Here is a 20,160-nt window from a genome sequence, read left to right as displayed (position 1 = left end):
CTCGGGTGTTCGGGCCCCCGTCCGGTGTTGCCGCACCGGGCGGGGGTTCTGCGCTCCTACCGGCCGGTCGCCGGGGGGAGCCCTTCGAGCGGGCGGGCCTCCTCTCCGAGATGGGCGACCGGGTCGCGGAGGACCTCCTCGAAGGTCATCCCCTCGGCCACCAGTTCGTGCATCCGGCGCCAGACGGCGGTGCCGCCGAAGGCGCCGCTGCGGATGTCCTCGGCGAGCCGGCCGACGAAGGCCAGCTCGGCGGCGAGCATCGCCCGGCGGAAGTGGCTCTCGACGAGGAAGACCTCGGGGAGCTTCTGCTCGGCGGTGTAGGCGAGGACGGCGTCGAGCGCGCCGATCTCCATCTGCAGCTTGCTCGCCCGCTCGGTCAGCAACCGCGCCACCTCGTCCGGCGGCAGACCCGCCATCAGCGACAGGCCGGCCTCGAGGGAGTGGAAGTCGCGCGCGGGCGTGCTGAGCAGCTCGGCCAGCCAGTCCTCGAACTCGTCGCGGCCGGCGGCGGTGATCTCGTAGACGGTCCGCTCGGGACGCCGTCCCTCCCGCGTCGTCTCCCGGGCGGTGATCAGGCCGTGCTTCTGCAGCGACTCGACCACGGAGTAGAGCGAGCCGTAGTTGAGCCGGATGCTCGCTTCCTTGCCGCGCGTGCGCAGCGTCGTCGAGATCTCGTAGGGGTGCATGGGCCGCTCGGCCAGGCAGCCGAGCACGGCGAGGGCCAGCGGGTTGGACACCCGGCGTCGGGACATCGCTCCTCCGATTACTCCAAACCGAGTATCCGGAGGCGAGTCGTGCGGGTCAAGCCCCCCGGACGGCGGGCGGCCGGCTCCCCGGGTGGGGAACCGGCCGCCGCGTAGCGGTTCGGAGCTACCAGGCGTGCGCCACGTCCAGGACGAGCCGGTGGCCGGTGCCGGGGCCGTCGAGGACGAACACCCGGAACGGCAGCCGGGCGCGGACACCGACGCCGAGGGTGGTCAGGCCCTCGAAGGAGCCGGCGTAGGCCACCTGCCGGAACGTCCGGTAGCCGGCGACGTCCACGAGCTCCGGCCCGATCGGCGCGAACGTCGGCCGCCCGTACCGGTCGTAGGCCGCCGCGCCGGCGGTCACCTGCAGGTAGGCGCCGCCGCGCAGCGGGACGACGGCGCCGGACCCGTCGGCGGTCACCTGGGAGACGTACTCGACGCGGTAGTCCGGCGCCGGGCCGGCCACCTCGAGCACGAGGCGGTCGTAGCAGGTGTGCTGACCCGAGCGGACGTCGGTGATCGTCGTACCCGCGGCCGGCTGGACCGGCAGGTCCCCCTCGGCCGTGGAGCCCCAGGTGATGCCGCAGTACGGGGTGGTCGCGGCCTGGGCAGGAGCGGGGAGGGCGAGTGCGGCGAGCACGCTCGCCAGGGCGAGAACGAGAAGGCGGAGTGGTGTTCTCATGGCGGGACCTCCTTCGGGTGTGCGCCGACGTCAGAATCCGCCGACGCATCGGCAGGGGCCATGGGCGAGATCTCGTCACCGACACGAATTTCGTGGCCGTCGATAGGCAAGACATGACAGTTCGATTGGCGTGGCGACCGAACTCTGAGCGCGTCGTGTGCTAGTGCCACCGCCGTCTCACCGTGGGTGAGCGCCGCCCGAGCGGCTGAACGCGGGGCGCTCGACCCGGCGGCCGGCCCCGTCGTGCCCCAAGATCACCCCCGTGACGCAGCGACGCGAGGCCGATCCCGAGCAGCGGGAACGACCGTCCGCCATGGGCCGGAGGACGACCCGGGCCCTCGAGGTGGCCGAGAACGTCGTCTACGGCGGGATCGCGGTCCTGCTCCTCGGCGCGGCCGTCGTGCTGCTCGGTGTGGCGGCGAAGACGGCATGGGGTGTGGTCGGCGACTTCTCGCAGCAGCCGCTGCTGGAGATGCTCGACGTCCTGCTGCTGGTGTTCATCGTCGTCGAGCTGCTCTTCGCCGTCCGTGCCACCGTCGAGCGCCGTGAGCTGGTCGCCGAGCCGTTCCTGATCATCGGGATCATCGCCTCGATCAAGGAGATCGTCGTCCTGTCGGTCGAGGCGGCGGGCGCCGTCGCCAAGGGCCGCGAGTTCACCAACCGGATGGTCGAGATCGGCGTGCTCGGTGTCCTGGTGCTCCTGCTCGGCCTGACCTCCTGGCTGCTGCGCCGCAAGGAGCGCGAGCCCGAGGAGGCCTGACGGGGTAGGGACGGCGTGTGCCGAACCGACTCTCCCGGGCGACCAGTCCCTACCTGCTGCAGCACGCCGAGAACCCCGTCGACTGGCGGGAGTGGGGCGAGGAGGCGTTCGCCGAGGCCCGGCGGCGTGACGTCCCGCTGCTGATCTCCATCGGTTACGCGGCCTGCCACTGGTGCCACGTCATGGCCCACGAGTCGTTCGAGGACGACGCCACCGCGGCGCAGATGAACGCCGACTTCGTCTGCGTCAAGGTCGACCGCGAGGAGAGGCCGGACGTCGACGCCGTCTACATGACCGCCACCCAGGCCCTGACCGGGCACGGCGGCTGGCCGATGACCGTCTTCGCCACCCCCGACGGCCGGCCGTTCTACTGCGGCACCTACTTCCCGCCCCGCCCCGCCCACGGCATGCCCGCCTTCCGGCAGGTCCTCGCCGCCACGGCCGACGCGTGGCGCAGCAGGCGCGACGACGTCGAGGCAGCAGGTGGCCGGGTCGCCGCCGCGATCGCGGGTCGGCTGCAGCTGGAGCCCGGGCCGCTCTCGGCCGAGCTGCTCGACCGGGCGGTGGACGCGCTCGGGCGCAGCTTCGACGCGCGCGCCGGCGGGTTCGAGGGCGCGCCGAAGTTCCCCCCGTCCATGGTGCTGGAGTTCCTGCTCCGGCACTCCGCGCGGACCGGCGACGAGCGGGCGCTGCACATGGCCAGCCGCACGCTGGAGGCGATGGCCCGCGGGGGCGTGTACGACCAGCTCGCCGGCGGCTTCGCCCGCTACTCGGTCGACGCCGGCTGGGTCGTGCCGCACTTCGAGAAGATGCTCTACGACAACGCCCTGCTGCTGCGGGTCTACCTGCACCTGTGGCGCGCGACGGGTGCGGACTGGGCCCGGCGGGTCGCCGACGACACCGCCGCCTTCCTGCTGCGCGACCTGGCCACGCCCGAGGGCGGGTTCGCCTCGGCGCTGGACGCCGACACCGACGGCGTGGAGGGGCTGACCTACGTCTGGACGCCGGACCAGCTGGTCGAGGTCCTGGGTGAGGACGACGGCCGGTGGGCCGCCGGGGTGTTCGAGGTGACCGCCGCCGGCACCTTCGAGCACGGCTCGTCCACCCTGCAGCTGCTCCGCGACCCCGACGACCCCGCTCGCCTGGCCGAGGTCCGGCGTCGGCTGCTCGAGGCGCGGGGCAGGCGACCCCAGCCGGCCCGCGACGACAAGGTGGTGACCGCCTGGAACGGGCTGGCCGTCGCCGCCCTCGCCGAGCACGGCGTGCTGACCGGTGCGGGGGAGTCGCTGGCCGCCGCCCGGCGCGCGGCCGGGCTGCTCGCCGACGTGCACCTGGTCGGCCGCCGGCTGCGGCGGGTGTCCCGGGGAGGCGTCGCGGGGGTCCCGGCCGGCGTGCTCGAGGATTACGGCGACCTCACCGAGGGACTGCTCGCGCTGCACCAGGCGACCGGGGAAGGCCGGTGGCTGGAGCTGGCCGGGGATCTGCTCGACGTCGTCGTCGACCAGTTCGTCGACGCCGACGGCTGGCACGACACGGCGGCCGACGCCGAGGCGCTGGTGCACCGGCCGTTCGACCCGGGGGACGGTCCCACCCCGAGCGGCATCGCGGCGGCGGCCGGCGCGGCCGTCACCTACGGCGCGCTGGCCGGCGCCCCGCGGCACCGGGAGCTCGGGGAGGCCGCGCTCGCGCTGCTGGCGCAGCTGGTCGAGCGGGCGCCGCGCGCGGCGGGCTGGGCGGCGGCGGTCGGTGAGGCGCTGCTCGCCGGCCCGCTGGAGGTGGCGGTGAGCGGCCCGGCGGGCCCGGCGCGCGACGCGCTGGCCGCCGCGGCCCGGGCCTCGGCCAGTCCCGGCGCGGTCGTCGTCGTGGGCGAGCCCGACGCCCCGGGCGTTCCGCTGCTGGCCGACCGGCCGCCCGTGGACGGCCGGCCGGCCGCCTACGTCTGCCAGGGGTTCGTCTGCTCGGCACCGGTCACGGACGTGTCCGCTCTCAGCGCAGCGATGGCGTCTTCCTGATCCCAGTCATCGTGCTTACCGTGTAACCGTGTAATCAACGACGCCAGGGAGGGTGTCATGCACGGACATCGGTTCGCCGGAGAGCACTTCGCCCGCGAGTTCGCCCGCGCCTGGGGCGGCAAGGGTCGCGGCCGCGGTGCGGAGACCGGTCCGCCGGTCGACCGCGGCGAGGTGGCCGGCTGGTTCGCCGGGCGGCTGCCCGACGGCTGGTTCACCGGCCCCGTGGAGCTGATCGTGGACCGCGACGAGATCACGGTGATCGGCACGCTGGCCGAGCCCGAGGCCGGCGAGGGTGACCCGGCCGCCGCCCGCGCCGGGCGCATCGCGCGCTTCCGCGAGGACACCCGCGAGCAGCGGATGGCCATCGCCGACGCCGCCCAGGAGCGTTACGGCCGCTCGGTGGCCTGGGGCGCGGTCTGCGGGGACGTGCGCGAGGTCTTCACCAACCTGTCGGTGCCGGTGATGACCCGGCTGCGGCAGCCCGAGCGGCTGGTGCTCGACACCCTCGTCGACGCCGGTGTCGCCCGGTCCCGCTCCGAGGCGCTGGCCTGGGCGGTGCGGCTGGTCGGCCGGCACACCGACGACTGGCTCACCGAGCTGCGCGAGGCGATGGCGACGGTCGAGGAGGTCCGGGCCCGCGGTCCGCAGTAGGAGGACCCTCGGGGGCATGGCCGAGCTCTGGGTGCTGCGGGCGGCCTACGGCCAGCTCGCCGACGTCCTGTCCTCGGTGACCCCCGAGGAGCAGTGGCGGCCGACCGGCTGCACCGGGTGGTCGGTGCTCGACCTGGCTCTGCACCTGGTGGAGGACGCGCACCGTGCGCTGGTCGCGCTCGCGACGCCGGTCGAGGGGCCGCCCCTGCTCGACGCGGTCGCGTACTGGCGGCCGGACGCGCCACCCTCAGGGGAGGGGTCCGACGACCTGGTCGCCGTCCGCGTCGCCGCCGCGGTGCAGGGCGGGATCGAGGCTCTGGCCCGCCGGTACGCCGCCGCGTCGGCGGCCGTGCTGGTGGCGGCCGGCCGGGTGCCGGCCGGCGAGCTGGTCGGCAACCAGGGTGCGCCGATGACGCTGTCCGACCTGACCTCGACCCTCGTGGTCGAGGCGACCGTGCACCACCTCGACCTGGTCCGGCACCTCGACCGGCCCGGCCCGGTGGCCGGCCCGCTGGCCGAGGTCCGCCGGGTGTTCGAGGGGCTGTTCGGCGGGCCGCTCCCCGCCGGGTGGGACGACGCCACCGCCGCCCTGCGCGGGGCGGGACGGGAGCCGCTGACCGACGCCGACCGCGCGGAGCTCGGCGCCGCGGCGGGCCGACTGCCGGTCCTCGGCTGACCCGGGCGCCGGCAAGGGACACTGGGGGCGTGACCGCCGCCGAGCCGACCTCGACCGACGTCCTCGTCGTGGGCGCGGGGCCGGCCGGCGCCGCCGCTGCCGCGTGGGCGGCCCGGGCCGGCCGGGACGTCGTCCTGGCCGACGCCGCGGTGTTCCCCCGGGACAAGGCGTGCGGCGACGGGCTGACCCCGCGCGCGATCGCCGAGCTGGAGCTGCTCGGCCTCGGCGACTGGGTGCGCAAGCGCGGCCGCAACCGCGGGCTGCGCGCGGCGGGCTTCGGGCAGGAACTGCTGCTGCCCTGGCCCGGCGGCTCGCTGCCCGACCACGGCGGCGCCGTCCCGCGGGCGGTGCTCGACGCGCGGATCCGCGAGGTCGCCCTCGCCGACGGTGCGGTGCCGGTCGAGGGGGCGCGGGCGGTCGACGTGGAGCGGGACGGCGACCGGGTCACCGGCGTCGTGTTCGACCGCGGTGACGCCGTCCGGACGACGATCGGCTGCCGGCGGCTCGTCGTGGCCGACGGCGCGCGCTCACCGCTGGGCCGCGTGCTGGGTCGTGAGTGGCACCGGGAGACCGCCTACGGCGTCGCCGCGCGGGGCTACGTCCGGTCGGGCCGCAGCGACGACGAGTGGATCTCCTCGCACCTGGAGCTGCGCGGCGTCGACGGCGAGCTGCTGTCGGGCTACGGCTGGGTGTTCCCGCTGGGCGACGGCGAGGTCAACATCGGCGTCGGCACGCTGGCGACGGCGAAGCGGCCGGCCGGCGTGCAGCTCAAGGCGCTGATGGAGGTCTACGCCGAGAGCCGCCGCGAGGAGTGGCAGCTCGACGGGCCGGTGCGCGCGCCGGCGTCGGCGCTGCTGCCGATGGGCGGCGCCGTCTCCGGCGTGGCCGGGCGCAACTGGGCGCTGGTCGGCGACGCGGCCGGCTGCGTCAACCCGCTCAACGGCGAGGGCATCGACTACGGGCTGGAGACCGGCCGCGACCTCGCCGCGCTGGTCGACGAGCCCGACTGGTCGCAGGCGTGGCCGGCGACCCTGCGCCGCAACTACGGCACCGCGTTCTCGATCGCCCGCCGGCTGGCCGGGCTGCTCACCGTGCCGCGGCTGCTGCCGGCGGCCGGTCCGGTCGGCATGCGCTCGCGGGCGCTGATGACGCTCGCCCTGCGGGTGATGGGCAACCTCGTGACCGACGAGGACGCCGACTGGGTGGCCCGCACCTGGCGCCGCGCGGGCGCGTGGTCCACCAGGCACGACGCCCGCCCGCCCTGGACCTGACGCCCGCTTTCGGCGCCGAAAGCGGTGGGGTCTAGATGAACGGAGAGTTGTACATCGCGAAGTAGACGGCGATGTAGTGGCAGATCGCGGCCACGATGGTCATCGCGTGGAAGACCTCGTGGTAGCCGAAGACCCCCGGCCAGGGGTTCGGCTTCTTGAGCGCGTACGCCACCCCGCCGAGCGTGTAGAGGACGCCGCCGACGGCGAGCAGCACCAGCGACGCGACGCCCGCGATGTGCAGGATGTCGGTGAGCACGAAGACGGCGACCCAGCCCAGCGCCACGTACAGCGGGACGCCGACCCAGCGCGGCGCCGTCGGCCAGGTGAGCTTGAGCGTGACGCCGGCCAGCGCGCCCGCCCAGACGATGCCCAGCACCCAGTAGCCGGTCGGGTCGTCGACGGCGAGCAGGGAGAACGGCGTGTAGGTGCCGGCGATGAACAGGAAGATCATCGAGTGGTCGAGCCGCTTCATGATCTTCCAGCCGCGCGGTGACCAGCGGCGCCGGTGGTACAGCGCGCTGATGCCGAACAGCCCGCAGATGGTCACCGAGTAGACGGCCACCGAGAAGCCCGCCCGCGCGCCGAGCACCGAGGCCAGCGGGATGAGGACGGCGCCGCCGACGATCGCGCCGAAGAACGCGAACAGGTGCAGCCAGCCGCGCAGGCGCGGGCGGGTGTCGGGGTGGTCCCAGTCGTCGTCGGCGAAGTCGGCGGCGGTCCACGCGCGCTGTACCTGCTCGCCCTCCTCGAGGACGGTGGCCACGGCCTGGGTGCGCGGCGCCTCGAGTTCCGCCCCGTCGGCCTCGACCCGGACGGGCTCGCGGTCAGGGGGAAGAGCGCTCATGCCCCGAGGTTACGGACCCGTAGGTAATGCGGCACCAGGAGTGGGCTGTGAGCTCGGGAACGGACGGCGACGGCATCCGCGCAGGTACGGCGCGGTACGAGTGGGTGACCGCCCGGGGGCCTAGGGTGACCCCCGTGGGGGCGCGCCAGATCGTTCGCGACGCACTGACCCGGGTGTACGAACGACGGCTCGCGCGCGCCCTGGAGGGCGCCGACATCCCGCGCCACGTCGGCGTGATCATCGACGGCAACCGCCGCTGGGCGCGCGACATGGGGCTGGACGACGTCAGCGAGGGCCACCGCCGCGGCGCCGACACGATCGCCGACTTCCTGGGCTGGTGCGACGAGGCCGGCGTCGAGGTCGTCACGATCTTCATGCTCTCCACCGACAACCTCTCCCGCCCCGAGCCGGAGCTGCTCCCGCTGCTGCGGATCATCGAGGGCGTCGTCGAGGACCTGTCCGCCGTCCACCGCCGCTGGCACCTGCGCGCGGTCGGCGCGCTGGAGCTGCTGCCGGCCGAGACCGTCGCCGTCCTCAAGCAGGCCGAGGAGCTGACCCGCGACCGGCCGGGAGCGACGGTCAACCTCGCCGTCGGCTACGGCGGGCGGCGGGAGATCGCCGACGCCGTCCGATCCCTGCTGTCCGAGCACGCCGAGCGCGGCACGTCCCTCGACGAGCTGGTCGAGGTGCTCGACGTCGAGCACATCGCCGAGCACCTCTACACCCGCGGCCAGCCCGACCCCGACCTGATCATCCGCACCAGCGGCGAGCAGCGGCTGTCGGGCTTCCTGCTCTGGCAGACCGCGCACGCCGAGTTCTACTTCACCGACGTCTACTGGCCGGACTTCCGCCGGGTCGACTTCCTGCGGGCGTTGCGCGACTACTCCGCGAGACACCGCCGTTTCGGCTCCTGACAGACTCGCGCGCATGGTCGACGTCCCCCTGGAGTACGTGCGGTTGGGCCTGCGGTTCGACCGCCTCGAGTCCGGCTTCGTCGACGCCTACACCGGTGACCCGCGCATCCGCGCGGAGGTCCAGGACGAGCCGGCGCCCACCCCGCAGCAGCTGCGCGACCGGGCCCGCGACCTGCTCCGCGAGCTCGACTCCGCCGACCTGCCCGACGACCGGACGGCGTTCCTGCGCGGCCAGCTGACCGGCCTGGAGTGCAGCGCCCGGAAGATGAGCGGCGAGCCGGTCCGCTTCGTCGAGGAGGTGTCGGCCTACTTCCAGGTCGACGTCGAGCTCGGCGACCCGGCGGTCTACGCGGCCGCGCACGCCGAGCTGGAGACGCTGCTGCCGGGCAGCGGCCCGCTCGCCGAGCGCTACGCGGCGCACCGCCGCCGCGAGGAGTGCCCGCCGGACCGGCTGGAGGCGGCGGTGCACGCGCTGTCCAGCGCGCTGCGCGACCGGGTGCGGGTCGACTACGGGCTGCCCGAGCTGGAGACCGTCGCCTACGAGGTGGTCACCGACCAGCCCTGGTCGGGCTTCAACTACTACGAGGGCGGCTTCCGCTCTCGCGTGGCCATCAACGCCGACCTGCCTCACCGCCTCGGGCAGCTGCCGCACCTGGTCGCGCACGAGTCCTACCCGGGCCACCACACCGAGCACTGCCGGAAGGAGCAGGGCCTGGTCGACAAGGCCGGCCGGGTCGAGCACACCGTCTTCCTGGTCAACACCCCCGAGTGCCTCATGGCCGAGGGCCTCGCCGACCTTGGCGTCGAGGCCTCGATCGGGACCGGCTGGGGGCCGTGGGCCGCGGAGATCCTGGGCGACCTCGGGCTCCGGCTCGACGGCGAGCTCGCCGAGCGGATCTCCGCCGCGGCCGCCCCGCTCAACCGCGTCCGCCAGGACGCCGCCGTCCTGCTGCACGACCGCGGGGCCGACGCCGCCGAGGTGACGGCGTTCCTCCAGCGCTGGTCGCTGGTCAGCGCCGAGCGGGCGGCCCAGCAGCTGCGGTTCCTCACCCACCCGCTGTGGCGGGCCTACATCTCCACCTACGTCGAGGGCTTCGAGCTGCTGGCCCGCTGGCTGGCCGCCCGCCCGGAGGGCGTGCCGGTCGCCGACCGCTTCCTGCGCCTGCTCGACGAGCCGCTGACCCCGGCCGGGATCGCCGGCGAGCTGCGGACCGTTTGACCGGCATGGCTCGGCGCACCCCCCGTCAGGCCCGCGCCCTGGGCCTGTGGACGGCGGCGTGGCTGTTCGTGCTCCTGGTGGCGCTGCTCGTCTGGCTGGGCGACCTGACCCTGCAGTGGCCGGTGCTGCTGGTGCCCGTGCTCTGGGCGCTGGTGGCGGTCCGCCCGCGGCGGGGCAGCGGCGCCGTCCGCCGTCGTCCCCCCGACCGGTGGGACGACGAGCAGCACGACGACCGGTGGGACGACGACCGGTGGGACGACGAGTGGCCCCCTGCGCACGACGACCGGCCGCCTGCCCACGACGACTGGCCGCCTGCGCACGACGACCGACCCCCCCGGCCGCGCACCCCGCCGACCCGCGAGCTGCCGTGGCTGCCCGAGGTGCCCCGGGATCGCCGGGAGGAGTGAGCCCGCTGTCCGCGACCGCCGCCCGCGCGGCACAGTGGGCGCATGTCGACCACGCGGCTGCTGCTGCTCGGGGCGGTCCGGATCTTCCAGCCGGTCCACGGCTACCTGCTGCGCCGTGAGCTGCTGAGCTGGCAGGTGCAGGACTGGGCGCACCTCAACCCCGGCTCCATCTACTCGGGCCTGCGCACGCTGGCCAAGCAGGCGCTCGTCGAGGAGCTGCCCGGCGACACGGTCTCCTACCGGCTCACCGCCGACGGCGAGGTGGAGTACCACCGGCTGCTGGACAGCGCCCTGCGCCAGCCCCAGGCCGGCGACCCCAGCCGGCTGCTCGCCGGCCTGTGCTTCTTCACCACGCTGCCGCGGGCCGAGGTGCGGGAGGCGCTCCGCGCGCGCGACCTGGTGCTCGAGGCCACCGTGTCCACGGTGCGGTCGGCGGCGCGCAACGTCGAGACCTCCCGCCTGGCCCCGGCGAGCACGGTGGAGCTGTTCCACGTCACGCGCGCGTGGGTCGAGGGGGAGCGGGCGTGGGTGCAGGAGATCTGCGCGCGCCTGGACGCCGGTCACTACCGCTTCGCCGGCGAGCAGCCGGGCCCGGACCACCCGGTCGACGGCCTCTGGCCACCCGCCGTCCTCGGCGGTGCGCCGACGGAGAAAAGCGCTTGACCCTCGGCTAGTCAAACTTGAATACTCCGCGGCGTGATCCACGCCCGCGGGCTCGCCCGCACCTTCCGGAGGAAGAAGCAGGAGGTCCACGCCGTCGCCGGGGTGGACCTCGACGTCGAGGCCGGTGAGATCGTCGGCTTCCTGGGACCGAACGGCGCCGGCAAGACCACCACCCTGCGCATGCTCACCACGCTGCTGGAGCCCACGGCCGGCACGGCCACGGTGGCCGGCTGCGACCTGCTCGCCGACCCGGTGGGCGTGCGCCGCCGCATCGGCTACGTCTCGCAGAGCGGCTCCACCCAGCCCGAGGCCCTGGCGGGGGAGGAGGTCGTCGACCACGCCCGCCTGTACGGCATGAGCACCGCCGACGCGACCGCCCGCGGCCAGCTGCTGTTCCGCGAGCTCGACCTCGACGGGCTGTGGGACCGCAAGCCCAAGGCGATGTCCGGCGGTCAGCGCCGCCGGCTCGACATCGCGATGGGCCTGGTGCACGAGCCGGGCCTGGTGTTCCTCGACGAGCCGACCACCGGCCTGGACCCGCAGGCGCGGGCCAACCTCTGGCAGCACATCCGCGGGCTGCGCGAGGAGCGGGGGACGACGGTCTTCCTGACCACGCACTACCTGGACGAGGCCGACGCGCTCTGCGACCGCATCCTCGTCATCGACCACGGCTCGATCGTCGCCTCGGGGACGCCGGACCAGCTGAAGTCCGGCGTCGGCGGCGACGTCCTCACGGTGACCGCCGCGCGGGCCGAGCAGGCCGCGGAGGTGGCCCGGCTGGTCGGCGGGCTGCCCGGCGCCGAGCCGCCGCAGGTGCAGGACGCCCGGGTCGTGGGCCGGGTGCCCAACGGCGGCCCGGCGCTGGTGCAGCTGGTCCGCGAGCTGGACGCCGCCGGCATCGAGGTCGCCGGCATCGAGAGCCGGCGGCCCAGCCTGGACGACGTCTTCCTCGGCCTGACCGGGCGATCGCTGCGCGAGGAGGGCGCGGCCCCGGCCGCCGCGTCGGCCCCCGAACCGGAAGGAGCCCTGCGATGACCACCCCGGCGGCCCTGACCCCCGAGGAGGCGGTGCACGAGCAGGGCAGCAGCGTCGCCCGCGACACCTGGACGATCTTCGCCCGCGCCATGCGGCTGTCGCTGCGCAACCCGGCGTGGGTGGTGATCGGCCTGTCGCAGCCGGTGCTCTACATCGTGCTGTTCGGGCCGCTGCTCGAGCCGCTGTCGGGCTCGCTCGGCGCGGCCGGCAACGCCTACCAGATCTTCGTGCCCGGGATCCTGGTCCAGGTCGGCATGTTCGGCGCGCTGTTCGTCGGCTTCGGCCTGATCGCCGAGTGGCGGGCCGGCGTCGTTGAGAGCCAGCGGGTCACGCCGGCCAGCCGGACGGCGCTGCTGCTCGGGCGGGTGCTGCGCGACGTCGTCGTCCTGCTGGTTCAGGGCGTGCTGCTCGTGCTCGTCTCGGTGCTGTTCGGCCTGCGCGCCCCGCTCGTCGGCGTCGTCCTGACCCTGGTGGTGGTCGCGCTCTTGGGTGCCGCGCTGTCGGCGGTGTCCTACGCGCTGGCGCTGACCCTCAAGAGCGAGGACGCGTTCGCGCCGCTGCTCAACGCCGTCGTCTTCCCGATCCTGCTGCTCTCCGGGATCCTGCTGCCGATGAGCCTGGCCCCCGGCTGGCTGCAGGGCATCAGCGACGTGAACCCCTTCAAGCACATCGTCGAGGGGGCGCGGTCGTTCTTCGCCGGCGACTACGCCAGCGGGACGGCGTGGTGGGGGCTCGGCCTGACCGCCGCGCTGGCGGTGCTCGGCTGGTGGTTCGGCGTCCGGAGGTTCCGCCGCGAGTCCAGTTGATGCGACTGGGGCGGGTGGTTCCCTCGCAGGGGGGACACGCCGCCTGCTCGTCACGCAACTGTCACCGGGCCGTCCTACCGTCCTGCGTGGAGGGCGAGCACACCTCGTCCTCCACGGGAGGCCCGGTTGGTGCTGACGAGTTCGTCGACCAGGGGGGCCGGTGCCCGGCCCCTGCGCCGGGACCCGGTCACCTTCGAGCCGGGGCGCAGCACGCGCTCCAGGGGAGTCGACTCGTGAGTACTCGCCGCACGTACGTCCTCGACACCTCCGTCCTCCTCTCCGACCCCGGGGCGCTGCTGCGCTTCGGCGACTCCGACGTGGTGCTCCCGCTCGTCGTGATCGGGGAGCTCGAGGACAAGCGCAACCACCCCGAACTGGGCTGGTTCGCCCGTCAGGCGCTGCGGATCCTCGACGAGCTGCGGGTGGCCCACGGCCGGCTCGACGCCCCGGTGCCGGTCGGCGACTCGGGCGGCACGCTGCACGTCGAGCTCAACCACAGCGACGCCTCGGCGCTGCCGGCCGGGTTCCGCAACGACAGCAACGACTCGCGGATCATGGTCGTGGCGCTCAACCTGCGGGCCGAGGGGCGCGACGTCTGCCTGATCACCAAGGACGTGCCGCTGCGGGTCAAGGCCGCCGCCGTCGGCCTGGACACCGACGAGTACCGGGCCCTGGACGCCGTCGACGCCGGCTGGACCGGCATGGCCGAGCTGGCGCTCGACGACGCCGAGCTCGACACCCTGTACGAGGCCGGCGAGGTCTTCGTCCGGGGCGCCGCCGAGCTGCCGACGCACACCGGCCTGGTGCTGCTGTCCTCCCGCGGCTCGGCGCTGGGGCGGGTGACGCCCGACAAGCAGGTGCGGCTGGTGCGCGGCGACCGCGAGGCGTTCGGGCTGCACGGCCGCTCGGCGGAGCAGCGGGTGGCGCTGGACCTGCTGCTCGACCCGGAGATCGGCATCGTCTCCCTCGGCGGCCGGGCCGGCACCGGCAAGTCCGCGCTGGCGCTGTGCGCGGGCCTGGAGTCGGTGATGGAGCGGCGGGCGCACAAGAAGGTGGTCATCTTCCGGCCGCTGTACGCCGTCGGCGGTCAGGAGCTCGGCTACCTGCCGGGCAGCGAGGGCGAGAAGATGTCGCCCTGGGCGCAGGCCGTCTACGACACCCTCGGCGCGCTGGTCTCCAAGGACGTGCTCGACGAGATCGCCGGCCGCGAGCTGATCGAGGTCCTGCCGCTGACCCACATCCGCGGTCGCTCGCTGCACGACTCGTTCGTGATCGTCGACGAGGCGCAGTCGCTCGAGCGCGGCGTCCTGCTCACCGTGCTGTCGCGGCTGGGCAGCGGCTCGCGCGTGGTGCTCACCCACGACGTGGCGCAGCGGGACAACCTGCGGGTCGGCCGGCACGACGGCGTCACCGCGGTGGTCGAGAGCCTCAAGGGCCACCCGCTGTTCGCGCACGTGACGCTCACCCGCTCGGAGCGCTCCGCGATCGCCGCGCTGGTCACCGAGATGTTGGAGGACCTCCCCCTCTAGCGGCCTGATCGCCCGCTCTCCGCGCGCTCCACCCGTGCTGCAGTGCGGGTGCTCCGCGCGGAGAGCGGGCGATCAGCGCAGGCGGGCGAGCACCCGGCGGCCCAGCAGCCCCGGGGTGTCCAGCTCCGACCACACCCAGCGGACCATGCCGAAGCCCTCGTCGCGCAGGGCGTCCTCACGCCGCTTCTCCGCGAAGACGGCGTCCCCCGGCGACTGCCCCGGTCGCAGCAGCCGGCCGTACTTCACACGCCCGTCGAACTCACCCAGCAGTCGGGCTTCCCGCCAGCCGAAGTCGCACCGGCCCACCAGCAGCCCGTCCGGTCGGCGGACCTCCACCTGCAGATCGGGCAGCGGCAGCCCCAGTTGGATCATCACCGCTCTGCTGCGGCTCTCCCCGACGCTCTCGCTGCGGCCGTCCGCCGCCTCCACCACCCGCCTCGCGGAGCGACTCCCCCGGCTGCCGGCTGTCGCCTCGAGCACCCGGCGGAGGTCGTCGGGGGTGGTGGTGCCGGCGTGCAGCGCGGCGTCGGCGACCGCGAGGGCCGGTGCGAACGGGAGGGTCCGCGCCACGTCCACGACCGTGCGCGCGACCGCCGTGACGGGGACGGTCCCCACCGCCACGACGTCCTCGTCGGCGAGTCTGGCCGCATGGGAGCGGAGCCGGGTGCCGCTGTCGGTGCGCGCCGGTGGCCGGCGCGTGATGTGCACCTGCGTCAGCGGAACGCCCCACAACGGGAGGCCGTGCAGTGCGGCGGCGGAGGCGTGGCTGACCACGGCCGGCGTGCGCAGCCCGGCGAGCGTCGCGTGCACGACCAGCAGGTGACGAGCCCGGCGGCTCAGCGGACGGTCGCCGGCGAGGTAGGCGCCCCGCTGCAGCGGCAGCCAGTCGCCGCGTCGGCGCATCCGGGCGATCTCGTCGTCCACAAACCCCTGCCGCAGCGCCGTCCGGCGCAGCACCAGCGGGGGCAGGTCCTCGTGCGGCTCCGTGCTCACGCGGCAAGGTTCGCGGCTGGGCGCCCGGCACGGCACCGCCCGACGGGGACCTGTGCACCGCCACCGCGGCTGTGGACACGCGACGCAGCACCCGCTCTCCACGCGGACAGCACGCGCTGCAGCGCGGGCGGCGCGCGAGAAGAGCGGGCGAAGCGGGGCAGGCGGGGTCAGACGGTGGGCGTCGGGTCGGCCGGCTCGGCCGTGCGCTTGGCGGGGGCAGGGGTGCGGGGCTTGCTGGCCCAGCGGAGCAGCGCCACCGCCAGGTAGGCGGCCAGCAGGCACCAGGGCAGGCGAGCGGTCATCTCCTCGACGGTGAGGTCGCCGCGCACGTACATCGCGAGCAGCGGCAGCGACAGCAGGAAGCCCACCCCCAGGACGTCCCAGCGCAGCGGGCTCATGCCTCGAGCGTCTCCAGCCGCTCGCACAGCACCGAGGCCCAGCGGTGCGGCGTCGCCGGGACGCCGTCGAGGAGGGCCACGGGGGTGTCGATCCGCGCCAGGACGGCGGCCGGGTCGGCGGACAGGTCGCTGTCCTGGACGACGAGGGCGTCGACCCGGGGCAGCCCGCCGAGCCACTGCTCCAGGTCCTCGGGCTTGCGGGTGGCCTCGACGACCGCCCAGACCGCCGACGGCGACCAGATGGCCAGCATCTGCGACATCCAGTACGCGTCGGTGCGCAGCGGCGCGTCCACCGCGACGATCGTCATCGTGCCGGCGCGGGCGGCGTCGGACCGGCGCTCGATCGCGGCGTCGATGGTGGTGATCCGGCTGCTCTTCGCCGCCAGCGCGGCCAGGTCGCCGCGGGTCGCCCACTGCACCCGCTCGGGGTCCAGCCGCAGCGTCGCGGCCAGCGAGCGCGCCGCGCGGAGGGTCTCCACGCCCGGCCCGACGAGGAACAGCACCTCACCGGGGCCGGTGGGGACCGCCGGCGCCACCGGCAGCCCACCGGCCAGCGCCGAGGTCAGCGCGGCGTAGGTGCCCGAGGTCGCGGCCGCGCCGGCGAAGCCGTCGCCGAGCAGCCCGGCGGGGACGCCGAGGGCGGTCAGCCGGGCGGCGACGTCCGCGGCGGGCGCCGGGGCCGGAGCGGCCGGGACCGGGTCGGCGGCCGGGGCGGCCACCGGAGCGGCGGCACGGACCGGCGCCGGGGCGTCGTCCTCGAAGCGGAGGGCGGCGGAGGACTGGGGCACGGGCGTCTCCTCGACGGTGGACTCGGCCGGCTCGACGTAGTCGACGTCGGGCAGCGGCGCGAACGGCAGGCGCACCACCCGGGCCAGGGGAGCGGCCGGCGCGGGGGCCGCCATCGGCGCCGTCGTGGGCGCCGTCGTCGGCTCGACGGACCGCGCCGACGCCGAGGCGGCAGCGGGCGACGGGGCCGGGCGCGACGGGGCGGGCGGGACCGGGGGCAGTCCGCCGCGCCGCCCCGACAGCGGCGGCAGCAGCGACAGCGGGGACATGACGGTGGTGGCGTCCAGCGGCATCGGCGCCGGGTCGCTGGCCGTCCGGGCCAGCGGCGGCATCGGCAGCTCGGCACGCGCCTCGGCCACCGGCTCGGGCTCCACGGCCACCGGCTCGGGCTCCACGACCACCGGCTCCGGCTCCACGGCCACCGGCTCGGCGACGGCCTGGACCCTCGGCTCGGCGACGGCCTGGACCACCGGCTCGGCCACGGGCTCCTCGACGACCGGCTCGGCGGGCCGGGCCGGCTCGTGCAGCACGACCTCCGCGAAGATCGGCTCGTCGACCGGCGTCTCGGCCGGCAGGTCCAGCGCGACGGTCACCGACTCGGCCGTGTCGGCGGGGACGGCGGCGTCGTGGCCCGGGCCCAGGTCGGTGCCGGCGAAGACGGGCTGGACCGGCGACGGCTCGCTCCACAGCGGCTCGGCGGGCAGCTGCGGCTCGGCCAGGGCGGTGGCGGGCGAGGAGCCCGCCAGCACCGTGCGCAGCAGGTCGGCGAGCGCCTCGTCGGACTGCCCCTGCGCCAGGGCCGCGCGCAGGACGTCGGCGATCGCCTCCTCGCGGGTGGACGACGCCGGAGCCGGCTCGGGCACGGGCGCCGGCTCGGGCGCAGCAGCCTCGGCCGCCCACGCCGGGAACACCATCGGGCGCACCCCGGGGGACTGCTCGCCCTGCTCGTCCACCGGTTCCTCCTCCTGGTGCCGCGCACCCGGCTCCGGGTGCTCGGCACCCGACTGTGCTGACTTCTCGGCCGCGCGGACGATCGCCGCCCAGTTCGGCCGCGGGAGCTCGTCCTGGCCCTGCTCCCCGGCCGGCTCGGCGAGCGCTTCCTGCACCGCCTGGCGGACCTCGCGGTCCCCCGACACCATGCGCGCCAGCGCGGCCGTGAAGGGGGACGGCGCGGCCGACGCGCCGGTCTCCGGGACCACCTCTCCCTCGTCGTCCGCGTCCACCACCGGCCACACGGGCACCGCGGCCGTCGCCTTCGACCGGGCGGGCTCGGCACCGCCGGTGCGCATGGCCCGCGCCGCCATCGCCGCCGGCACGACGGCCGACCTGCGGACGCTCTCGGTGGTCGCGCGCTGGAAGGCGCTGCGCGTGTAGGTGGGCACCGGCTCGGCGGGCGTGTCCGAGCCGAGCAGGTCGGCCAGCTCGTCGACCGGGTCCGCGGTGCGGGCGGTCAGCCGCGCGAGCGACTCGGCGGCGACGCGGGCCCGCTCGTCGAGCGAGGCGGAGCGGGCGGTCGAGGGGACGGTCGACGGGGCGGCCGGGGCCTCGGGGTCGACCTCCGCGATGTAGCGCTCGGTCGCGAAGAAGCCCAGCACGCCACCCGAGCGCACCCGCCGGACGCCGACGACGCGCGCCGTGGGCCCGAACTGCTCCCGGGCCGCGGCGATGGCGTCGTCACGCGAAGCGGCCTCAACGGATCGCAACGGCACCGCTCACCACTCCCAGCGACTCGATCTGCGCTGTCCGGGAGACCTCGGTGTAGGAGATCACCGGCAGCCTGGGCAGGACCTGGCGGACGAGCCGGGCGAGGGCCGCCCGGACCTGCGGGGAGCAGACCAGGACCGGGGAGAGGCCGGAGCGCTCGGCCTCCTCGAGCATCCCGGAGCAGCCGTGGACGAGGGCGTCCACGGTGCCGGCGTCGAGGGCGAGCACCTGGCCGCCGTCGGTCTGCCGGATCGACTCCAGCAGCCGCTGCTCGAAGGCCGGCTCCAGGGTCATCACGTGCAGCCGCTCGTCGGGGGTGACGTAGGGCTGGCTGATCGCCGAGCCGAGGGCCGAGCGGGCGGCCTCGACCAGCCCGTCGAGGTCGGTGGAGGTCTTCGCGCGCAGGGACAGCGCCTCGAAGATGCGCACCAGGTCGCGGATCGAGACGTTCTCCTCGAGCAGCGCGTGCAGCACCCGCTGGATCTCGCCGAGCGTGAGCAGCGTCGGGGTGAGCTCCTCGACCACGATCGGGTGCGAGCGGCGCACCATCTCGACCAGTAGCTTGACGTCCTCCCGGCCCAGCAGGTCGGCGGCGTTCTGCCGCACGACCTCGGCCAGGTGGGTGGTGATGACCGAGGAGCGGTCGACGACGGTGGCGCCGGCCATCTCGGCCTGCCGCTGCAGCTCGACCGGCACCCACTTGGCGGGCAGCCCGAACACCGGCTCCCGGGTGGCCTTGCCCGGCAGCCCGTCGAGGTTGTCGCCGATGGCCAGGACGGTCCCGGCCGGGGAGATGCCCTTGGCCGCGGGGACGCCGTTGAGCCAGATGACGTACTGCGAGGCCGGCAGGTCGAGGTTGTCGCGGGTGCGCACCAGCGGGATCACCAGGCCGGTGTCCATGGCGACCTTCCGGCGCAGCGCCTTGACGCGGTCGAGCAGGTCGCCGCCGCGGGCGGAGTCGACCAGGTCGACCAGGTCGAAGGCGACCTCGAGCTCGAGCGGGTCGACCCGCATCTTCTCGGCGATGGCCTCGGGGGAGTCGGGCTTCGGCTCGTTCTCGGCCGCGCGCGCCCTGGCCTCGGCCTCCGGGTCGACGACCGGGGCCTCCTTGATCCGCGAGGCGATCACCAGGAAGAGCACCCCGACGGCGAGGAACGGCAGCTTCGGCAGGCCGGGGATGAGGCAGAGCGCCAGCGACGCGCCACCGGCGATGCGCAGCGGCTGCTTGTAGCGGCCGAGCTGGCTGAGCAGGTCGCTGCCCATGTCGGCGTCCGACGCCGAGCGGGTGACGATGATGCCGGTCGCGGTGGAGATCAGCAGCGCCGGGATCTGGGAGACCAGGCCGTCGCCGACGGAGAGCAGCGAGTAGGTCGTGACGGCGTCGGCGGGGGCCATGCCGAGCTGCATGACGCCGATCGCGAAGCCGCCGATGAGGTTGATCAGCGTGATGATGATCGCCGCGATCGCGTCACCCTTGACGAACTTCGAGGCGCCGTCCATCGAGCCGTAGAAGTCGGCCTCGGAGGTGACCTCCTCGCGCCGGTTGCGGGCGGTCTTCTCGTCGATCAGCCCGGCGTTGAGGTCGGCGTCGATCGCCATCTGCTTGCCGGGCATGGCGTCGAGGGTGAAGCGGGCGCCCACCTCGGCCACGCGGCCGGCACCGTTCGTGATGACGACGAACTGGATGATCGTCAGGATCACGAAGATCACGAGGCCGACGATCAGAGAGCCGCCGATGACGAAGTGGCCGAACGCCTCGATGACCTGGCCGGCGTAGCCGTCGGTGAGCACCAGGCGGGTCGAGGAGACGTTGAGCGCCAGCCGGAACAGCGTGGCGATCAGGATCAGCGACGGGAAGATCGCGAAGTCGAGCGTGCGCTTGATCTGCATCGCGACGAGCAGGATCAGCAGCGAGGCCGTGATGTTCAGGCCGATGAGCAGGTCGAGCACCGCCGCGGGCAGCGGGACGACGAGCATGAGCACGATCGCCACGACGCCGATCGGGACGGCGGCCTTGGACATCGTGCTCACGCCGTCCTACATCGGCAGGTCGGAGGGGGAGCG

Annotated in this window: 19 protein-coding genes; 12 read left to right on the top strand and 7 right to left on the bottom strand. The window is 74.9% G+C overall.

The genetic code is table 11. From position 1 onward, the window contains the following. Window positions 1-56 precede the first annotated feature (56 nt). Both ACI8AF_RS16425 and ACI8AF_RS16420 read right to left on the bottom strand, forming a co-directional pair. Window positions 57-752, bottom strand: a complete 696-nt coding sequence (locus tag ACI8AF_RS16425; protein WP_456540803.1) for a PadR family transcriptional regulator — start codon at window positions 750-752, stop codon at window positions 57-59. A gap of 118 nt (window positions 753-870) precedes the next feature. Next, a complete protein-coding gene (locus ACI8AF_RS16420; RefSeq protein ID WP_456540802.1) occupies window positions 871-1,428 on the bottom strand; it encodes an AMIN-like domain-containing (lipo)protein in 558 nt (185 codons plus the stop codon). A 262-nt stretch (window positions 1,429-1,690) separates the two neighbouring features. Here ACI8AF_RS16420 and ACI8AF_RS16415 point away from each other — a divergent pair, with 262 nt between their 5' ends. From ACI8AF_RS16415 to ACI8AF_RS16395, 5 genes are read left to right on the top strand one after another with little or no spacing between them, the layout of a single operon-like run. Beyond that, window positions 1,691-2,188, top strand: coding sequence for a phosphate-starvation-inducible PsiE family protein (locus tag ACI8AF_RS16415; RefSeq protein ID WP_456540801.1), 498 nt, complete (start codon window positions 1,691-1,693; stop codon window positions 2,186-2,188). Between the two features lie 17 nt (window positions 2,189-2,205). After that, window positions 2,206-4,200 (top strand): thioredoxin domain-containing protein, encoded by a 1,995-nt coding sequence (locus ACI8AF_RS16410; protein ID WP_456540800.1) that lies wholly within the window; start codon window positions 2,206-2,208, stop codon window positions 4,198-4,200. Window positions 4,201-4,257: 57 nt separating this feature from the next. After that, a complete protein-coding gene (locus ACI8AF_RS16405) occupies window positions 4,258-4,851 on the top strand; it encodes a hypothetical protein (protein WP_456540799.1) in 594 nt (197 codons plus the stop codon). 16 nt (window positions 4,852-4,867) lie between these two features. Further along, window positions 4,868-5,527, top strand: coding sequence for a maleylpyruvate isomerase N-terminal domain-containing protein (locus tag ACI8AF_RS16400; protein ID WP_456540798.1), 660 nt, complete (start codon window positions 4,868-4,870; stop codon window positions 5,525-5,527). A 29-nt stretch (window positions 5,528-5,556) separates the two neighbouring features. Continuing rightward, window positions 5,557-6,798, top strand: a complete 1,242-nt coding sequence (locus ACI8AF_RS16395; protein ID WP_456540797.1) for a geranylgeranyl reductase family protein — start codon at window positions 5,557-5,559, stop codon at window positions 6,796-6,798. Window positions 6,799-6,829: 31 nt separating this feature from the next. On the opposite strand, the gene trhA is transcribed toward ACI8AF_RS16395, so the two are convergent. Beyond that, window positions 6,830-7,642: a PAQR family membrane homeostasis protein TrhA gene (gene trhA / locus ACI8AF_RS16390; RefSeq protein ID WP_456540796.1), complete on the bottom strand. Its 813-nt coding sequence runs from the start codon at window positions 7,640-7,642 to the stop codon at window positions 6,830-6,832. Window positions 7,643-7,689: 47 nt separating this feature from the next. On the opposite strand from trhA, the gene ACI8AF_RS16385 reads away from it, so the two are divergent. The 7 genes from ACI8AF_RS16385 (at window position 7,690) to ACI8AF_RS16355 (ending at window position 14,215) form a co-directional block, all read left to right on the top strand. Then, window positions 7,690-8,556, top strand: coding sequence for an isoprenyl transferase (locus ACI8AF_RS16385; RefSeq protein ID WP_456540795.1), 867 nt, complete (start codon window positions 7,690-7,692; stop codon window positions 8,554-8,556). A 13-nt stretch (window positions 8,557-8,569) separates the two neighbouring features. Further along, complete coding sequence (locus ACI8AF_RS16380; RefSeq protein WP_456540794.1) at window positions 8,570-9,775, top strand: DUF885 domain-containing protein; 1,206 nt, start codon at window positions 8,570-8,572, stop codon at window positions 9,773-9,775. Window positions 9,776-9,780: 5 nt separating this feature from the next. Next, the gene (locus ACI8AF_RS16375) at window positions 9,781-10,182 is read left to right on the top strand and encodes a hypothetical protein (protein ID WP_456540793.1); all 402 of its coding nucleotides are present in this window, start codon (window positions 9,781-9,783) and stop codon (window positions 10,180-10,182) included. Window positions 10,183-10,224: 42 nt separating this feature from the next. Further along, window positions 10,225-10,845: a PadR family transcriptional regulator gene (locus ACI8AF_RS16370; RefSeq protein WP_456540792.1), complete on the top strand. Its 621-nt coding sequence runs from the start codon at window positions 10,225-10,227 to the stop codon at window positions 10,843-10,845. A gap of 33 nt (window positions 10,846-10,878) precedes the next feature. Continuing rightward, window positions 10,879-11,880, top strand: a complete 1,002-nt coding sequence (locus ACI8AF_RS16365; protein WP_456540791.1) for an ATP-binding cassette domain-containing protein — start codon at window positions 10,879-10,881, stop codon at window positions 11,878-11,880. Then, window positions 11,877-12,686, top strand: coding sequence for an ABC transporter permease (locus ACI8AF_RS16360; protein WP_456540790.1), 810 nt, complete (start codon window positions 11,877-11,879; stop codon window positions 12,684-12,686). Before ACI8AF_RS16365 ends, ACI8AF_RS16360 begins: the two co-directional genes overlap by 4 nt. Window positions 12,687-12,919: 233 nt before the next feature. Further along, the gene (locus tag ACI8AF_RS16355) at window positions 12,920-14,215 is read left to right on the top strand and encodes a PhoH family protein (protein ID WP_456540789.1); all 1,296 of its coding nucleotides are present in this window, start codon (window positions 12,920-12,922) and stop codon (window positions 14,213-14,215) included. Window positions 14,216-14,287: 72 nt separating this feature from the next. Here ACI8AF_RS16355 and ACI8AF_RS16350 read toward each other — a convergent pair whose 3' ends face one another. The 4 genes from ACI8AF_RS16350 to flhA all read right to left on the bottom strand — a co-directional run bounded on the left by ACI8AF_RS16350 (window position 14,288) and on the right by flhA (window position 20,118). Beyond that, window positions 14,288-15,208 (bottom strand): type IV toxin-antitoxin system AbiEi family antitoxin domain-containing protein, encoded by a 921-nt coding sequence (locus ACI8AF_RS16350; protein WP_456540788.1) that lies wholly within the window; start codon window positions 15,206-15,208, stop codon window positions 14,288-14,290. 167 nt (window positions 15,209-15,375) lie between these two features. After that, window positions 15,376-15,606, bottom strand: a complete 231-nt coding sequence (locus tag ACI8AF_RS16345) for a hypothetical protein (protein WP_456540787.1) — start codon at window positions 15,604-15,606, stop codon at window positions 15,376-15,378. Next, complete coding sequence (locus ACI8AF_RS16340) at window positions 15,603-18,095, bottom strand: hypothetical protein (protein ID WP_456540786.1); 2,493 nt, start codon at window positions 18,093-18,095, stop codon at window positions 15,603-15,605. Before ACI8AF_RS16340 ends, ACI8AF_RS16345 begins: the two co-directional genes overlap by 4 nt. Further along, window positions 18,082-20,118, bottom strand: a complete 2,037-nt coding sequence (flhA, locus tag ACI8AF_RS16335; RefSeq protein ID WP_456540842.1) for a flagellar biosynthesis protein FlhA — start codon at window positions 20,116-20,118, stop codon at window positions 18,082-18,084. Before flhA ends, ACI8AF_RS16340 begins: the two co-directional genes overlap by 14 nt. Window positions 20,119-20,160 lie beyond the last annotated feature (42 nt).

The organism is Blastococcus sp. SYSU D00669 (assembly GCF_054050715.1).
The sequence above is the reverse complement of the archived record's forward strand: the minus strand, read 5'-3'. Positions and strand labels throughout refer to the sequence as shown.

Bases quoted from the DNA above. Each gene is read 5' to 3' on its own strand.
- ACI8AF_RS16425 (WP_456540803.1), bottom strand. From the start codon at position 752: ATGTCCCGACGCCGGGTGTCCAACCCGCTGGCCCTCGCCGTGCTCGGC.
- ACI8AF_RS16420 (WP_456540802.1), bottom strand. From the start codon at position 1,428: ATGAGAACACCACTCCGCCTTCTCGTTCTCGCCCTGGCGAGCGTGCTC.
- ACI8AF_RS16405 (WP_456540799.1), top strand. From the start codon at position 4,258: ATGCACGGACATCGGTTCGCCGGAGAGCACTTCGCCCGCGAGTTCGCC.
- ACI8AF_RS16400 (WP_456540798.1), top strand. From the start codon at position 4,868: ATGGCCGAGCTCTGGGTGCTGCGGGCGGCCTACGGCCAGCTCGCCGAC.
- trhA (WP_456540796.1), bottom strand. From the start codon at position 7,642: ATGAGCGCTCTTCCCCCTGACCGCGAGCCCGTCCGGGTCGAGGCCGAC.
- ACI8AF_RS16380 (WP_456540794.1), top strand. From the start codon at position 8,570: ATGGTCGACGTCCCCCTGGAGTACGTGCGGTTGGGCCTGCGGTTCGAC.
- ACI8AF_RS16375 (WP_456540793.1), top strand. From the start codon at position 9,781: ATGGCTCGGCGCACCCCCCGTCAGGCCCGCGCCCTGGGCCTGTGGACG.
- ACI8AF_RS16370 (WP_456540792.1), top strand. From the start codon at position 10,225: ATGTCGACCACGCGGCTGCTGCTGCTCGGGGCGGTCCGGATCTTCCAG.
- ACI8AF_RS16360 (WP_456540790.1), top strand. From the start codon at position 11,877: ATGACCACCCCGGCGGCCCTGACCCCCGAGGAGGCGGTGCACGAGCAG.
- ACI8AF_RS16345 (WP_456540787.1), bottom strand. From the start codon at position 15,606: ATGAGCCCGCTGCGCTGGGACGTCCTGGGGGTGGGCTTCCTGCTGTCG.
- flhA (WP_456540842.1), bottom strand. From the start codon at position 20,118: ATGTCCAAGGCCGCCGTCCCGATCGGCGTCGTGGCGATCGTGCTCATG.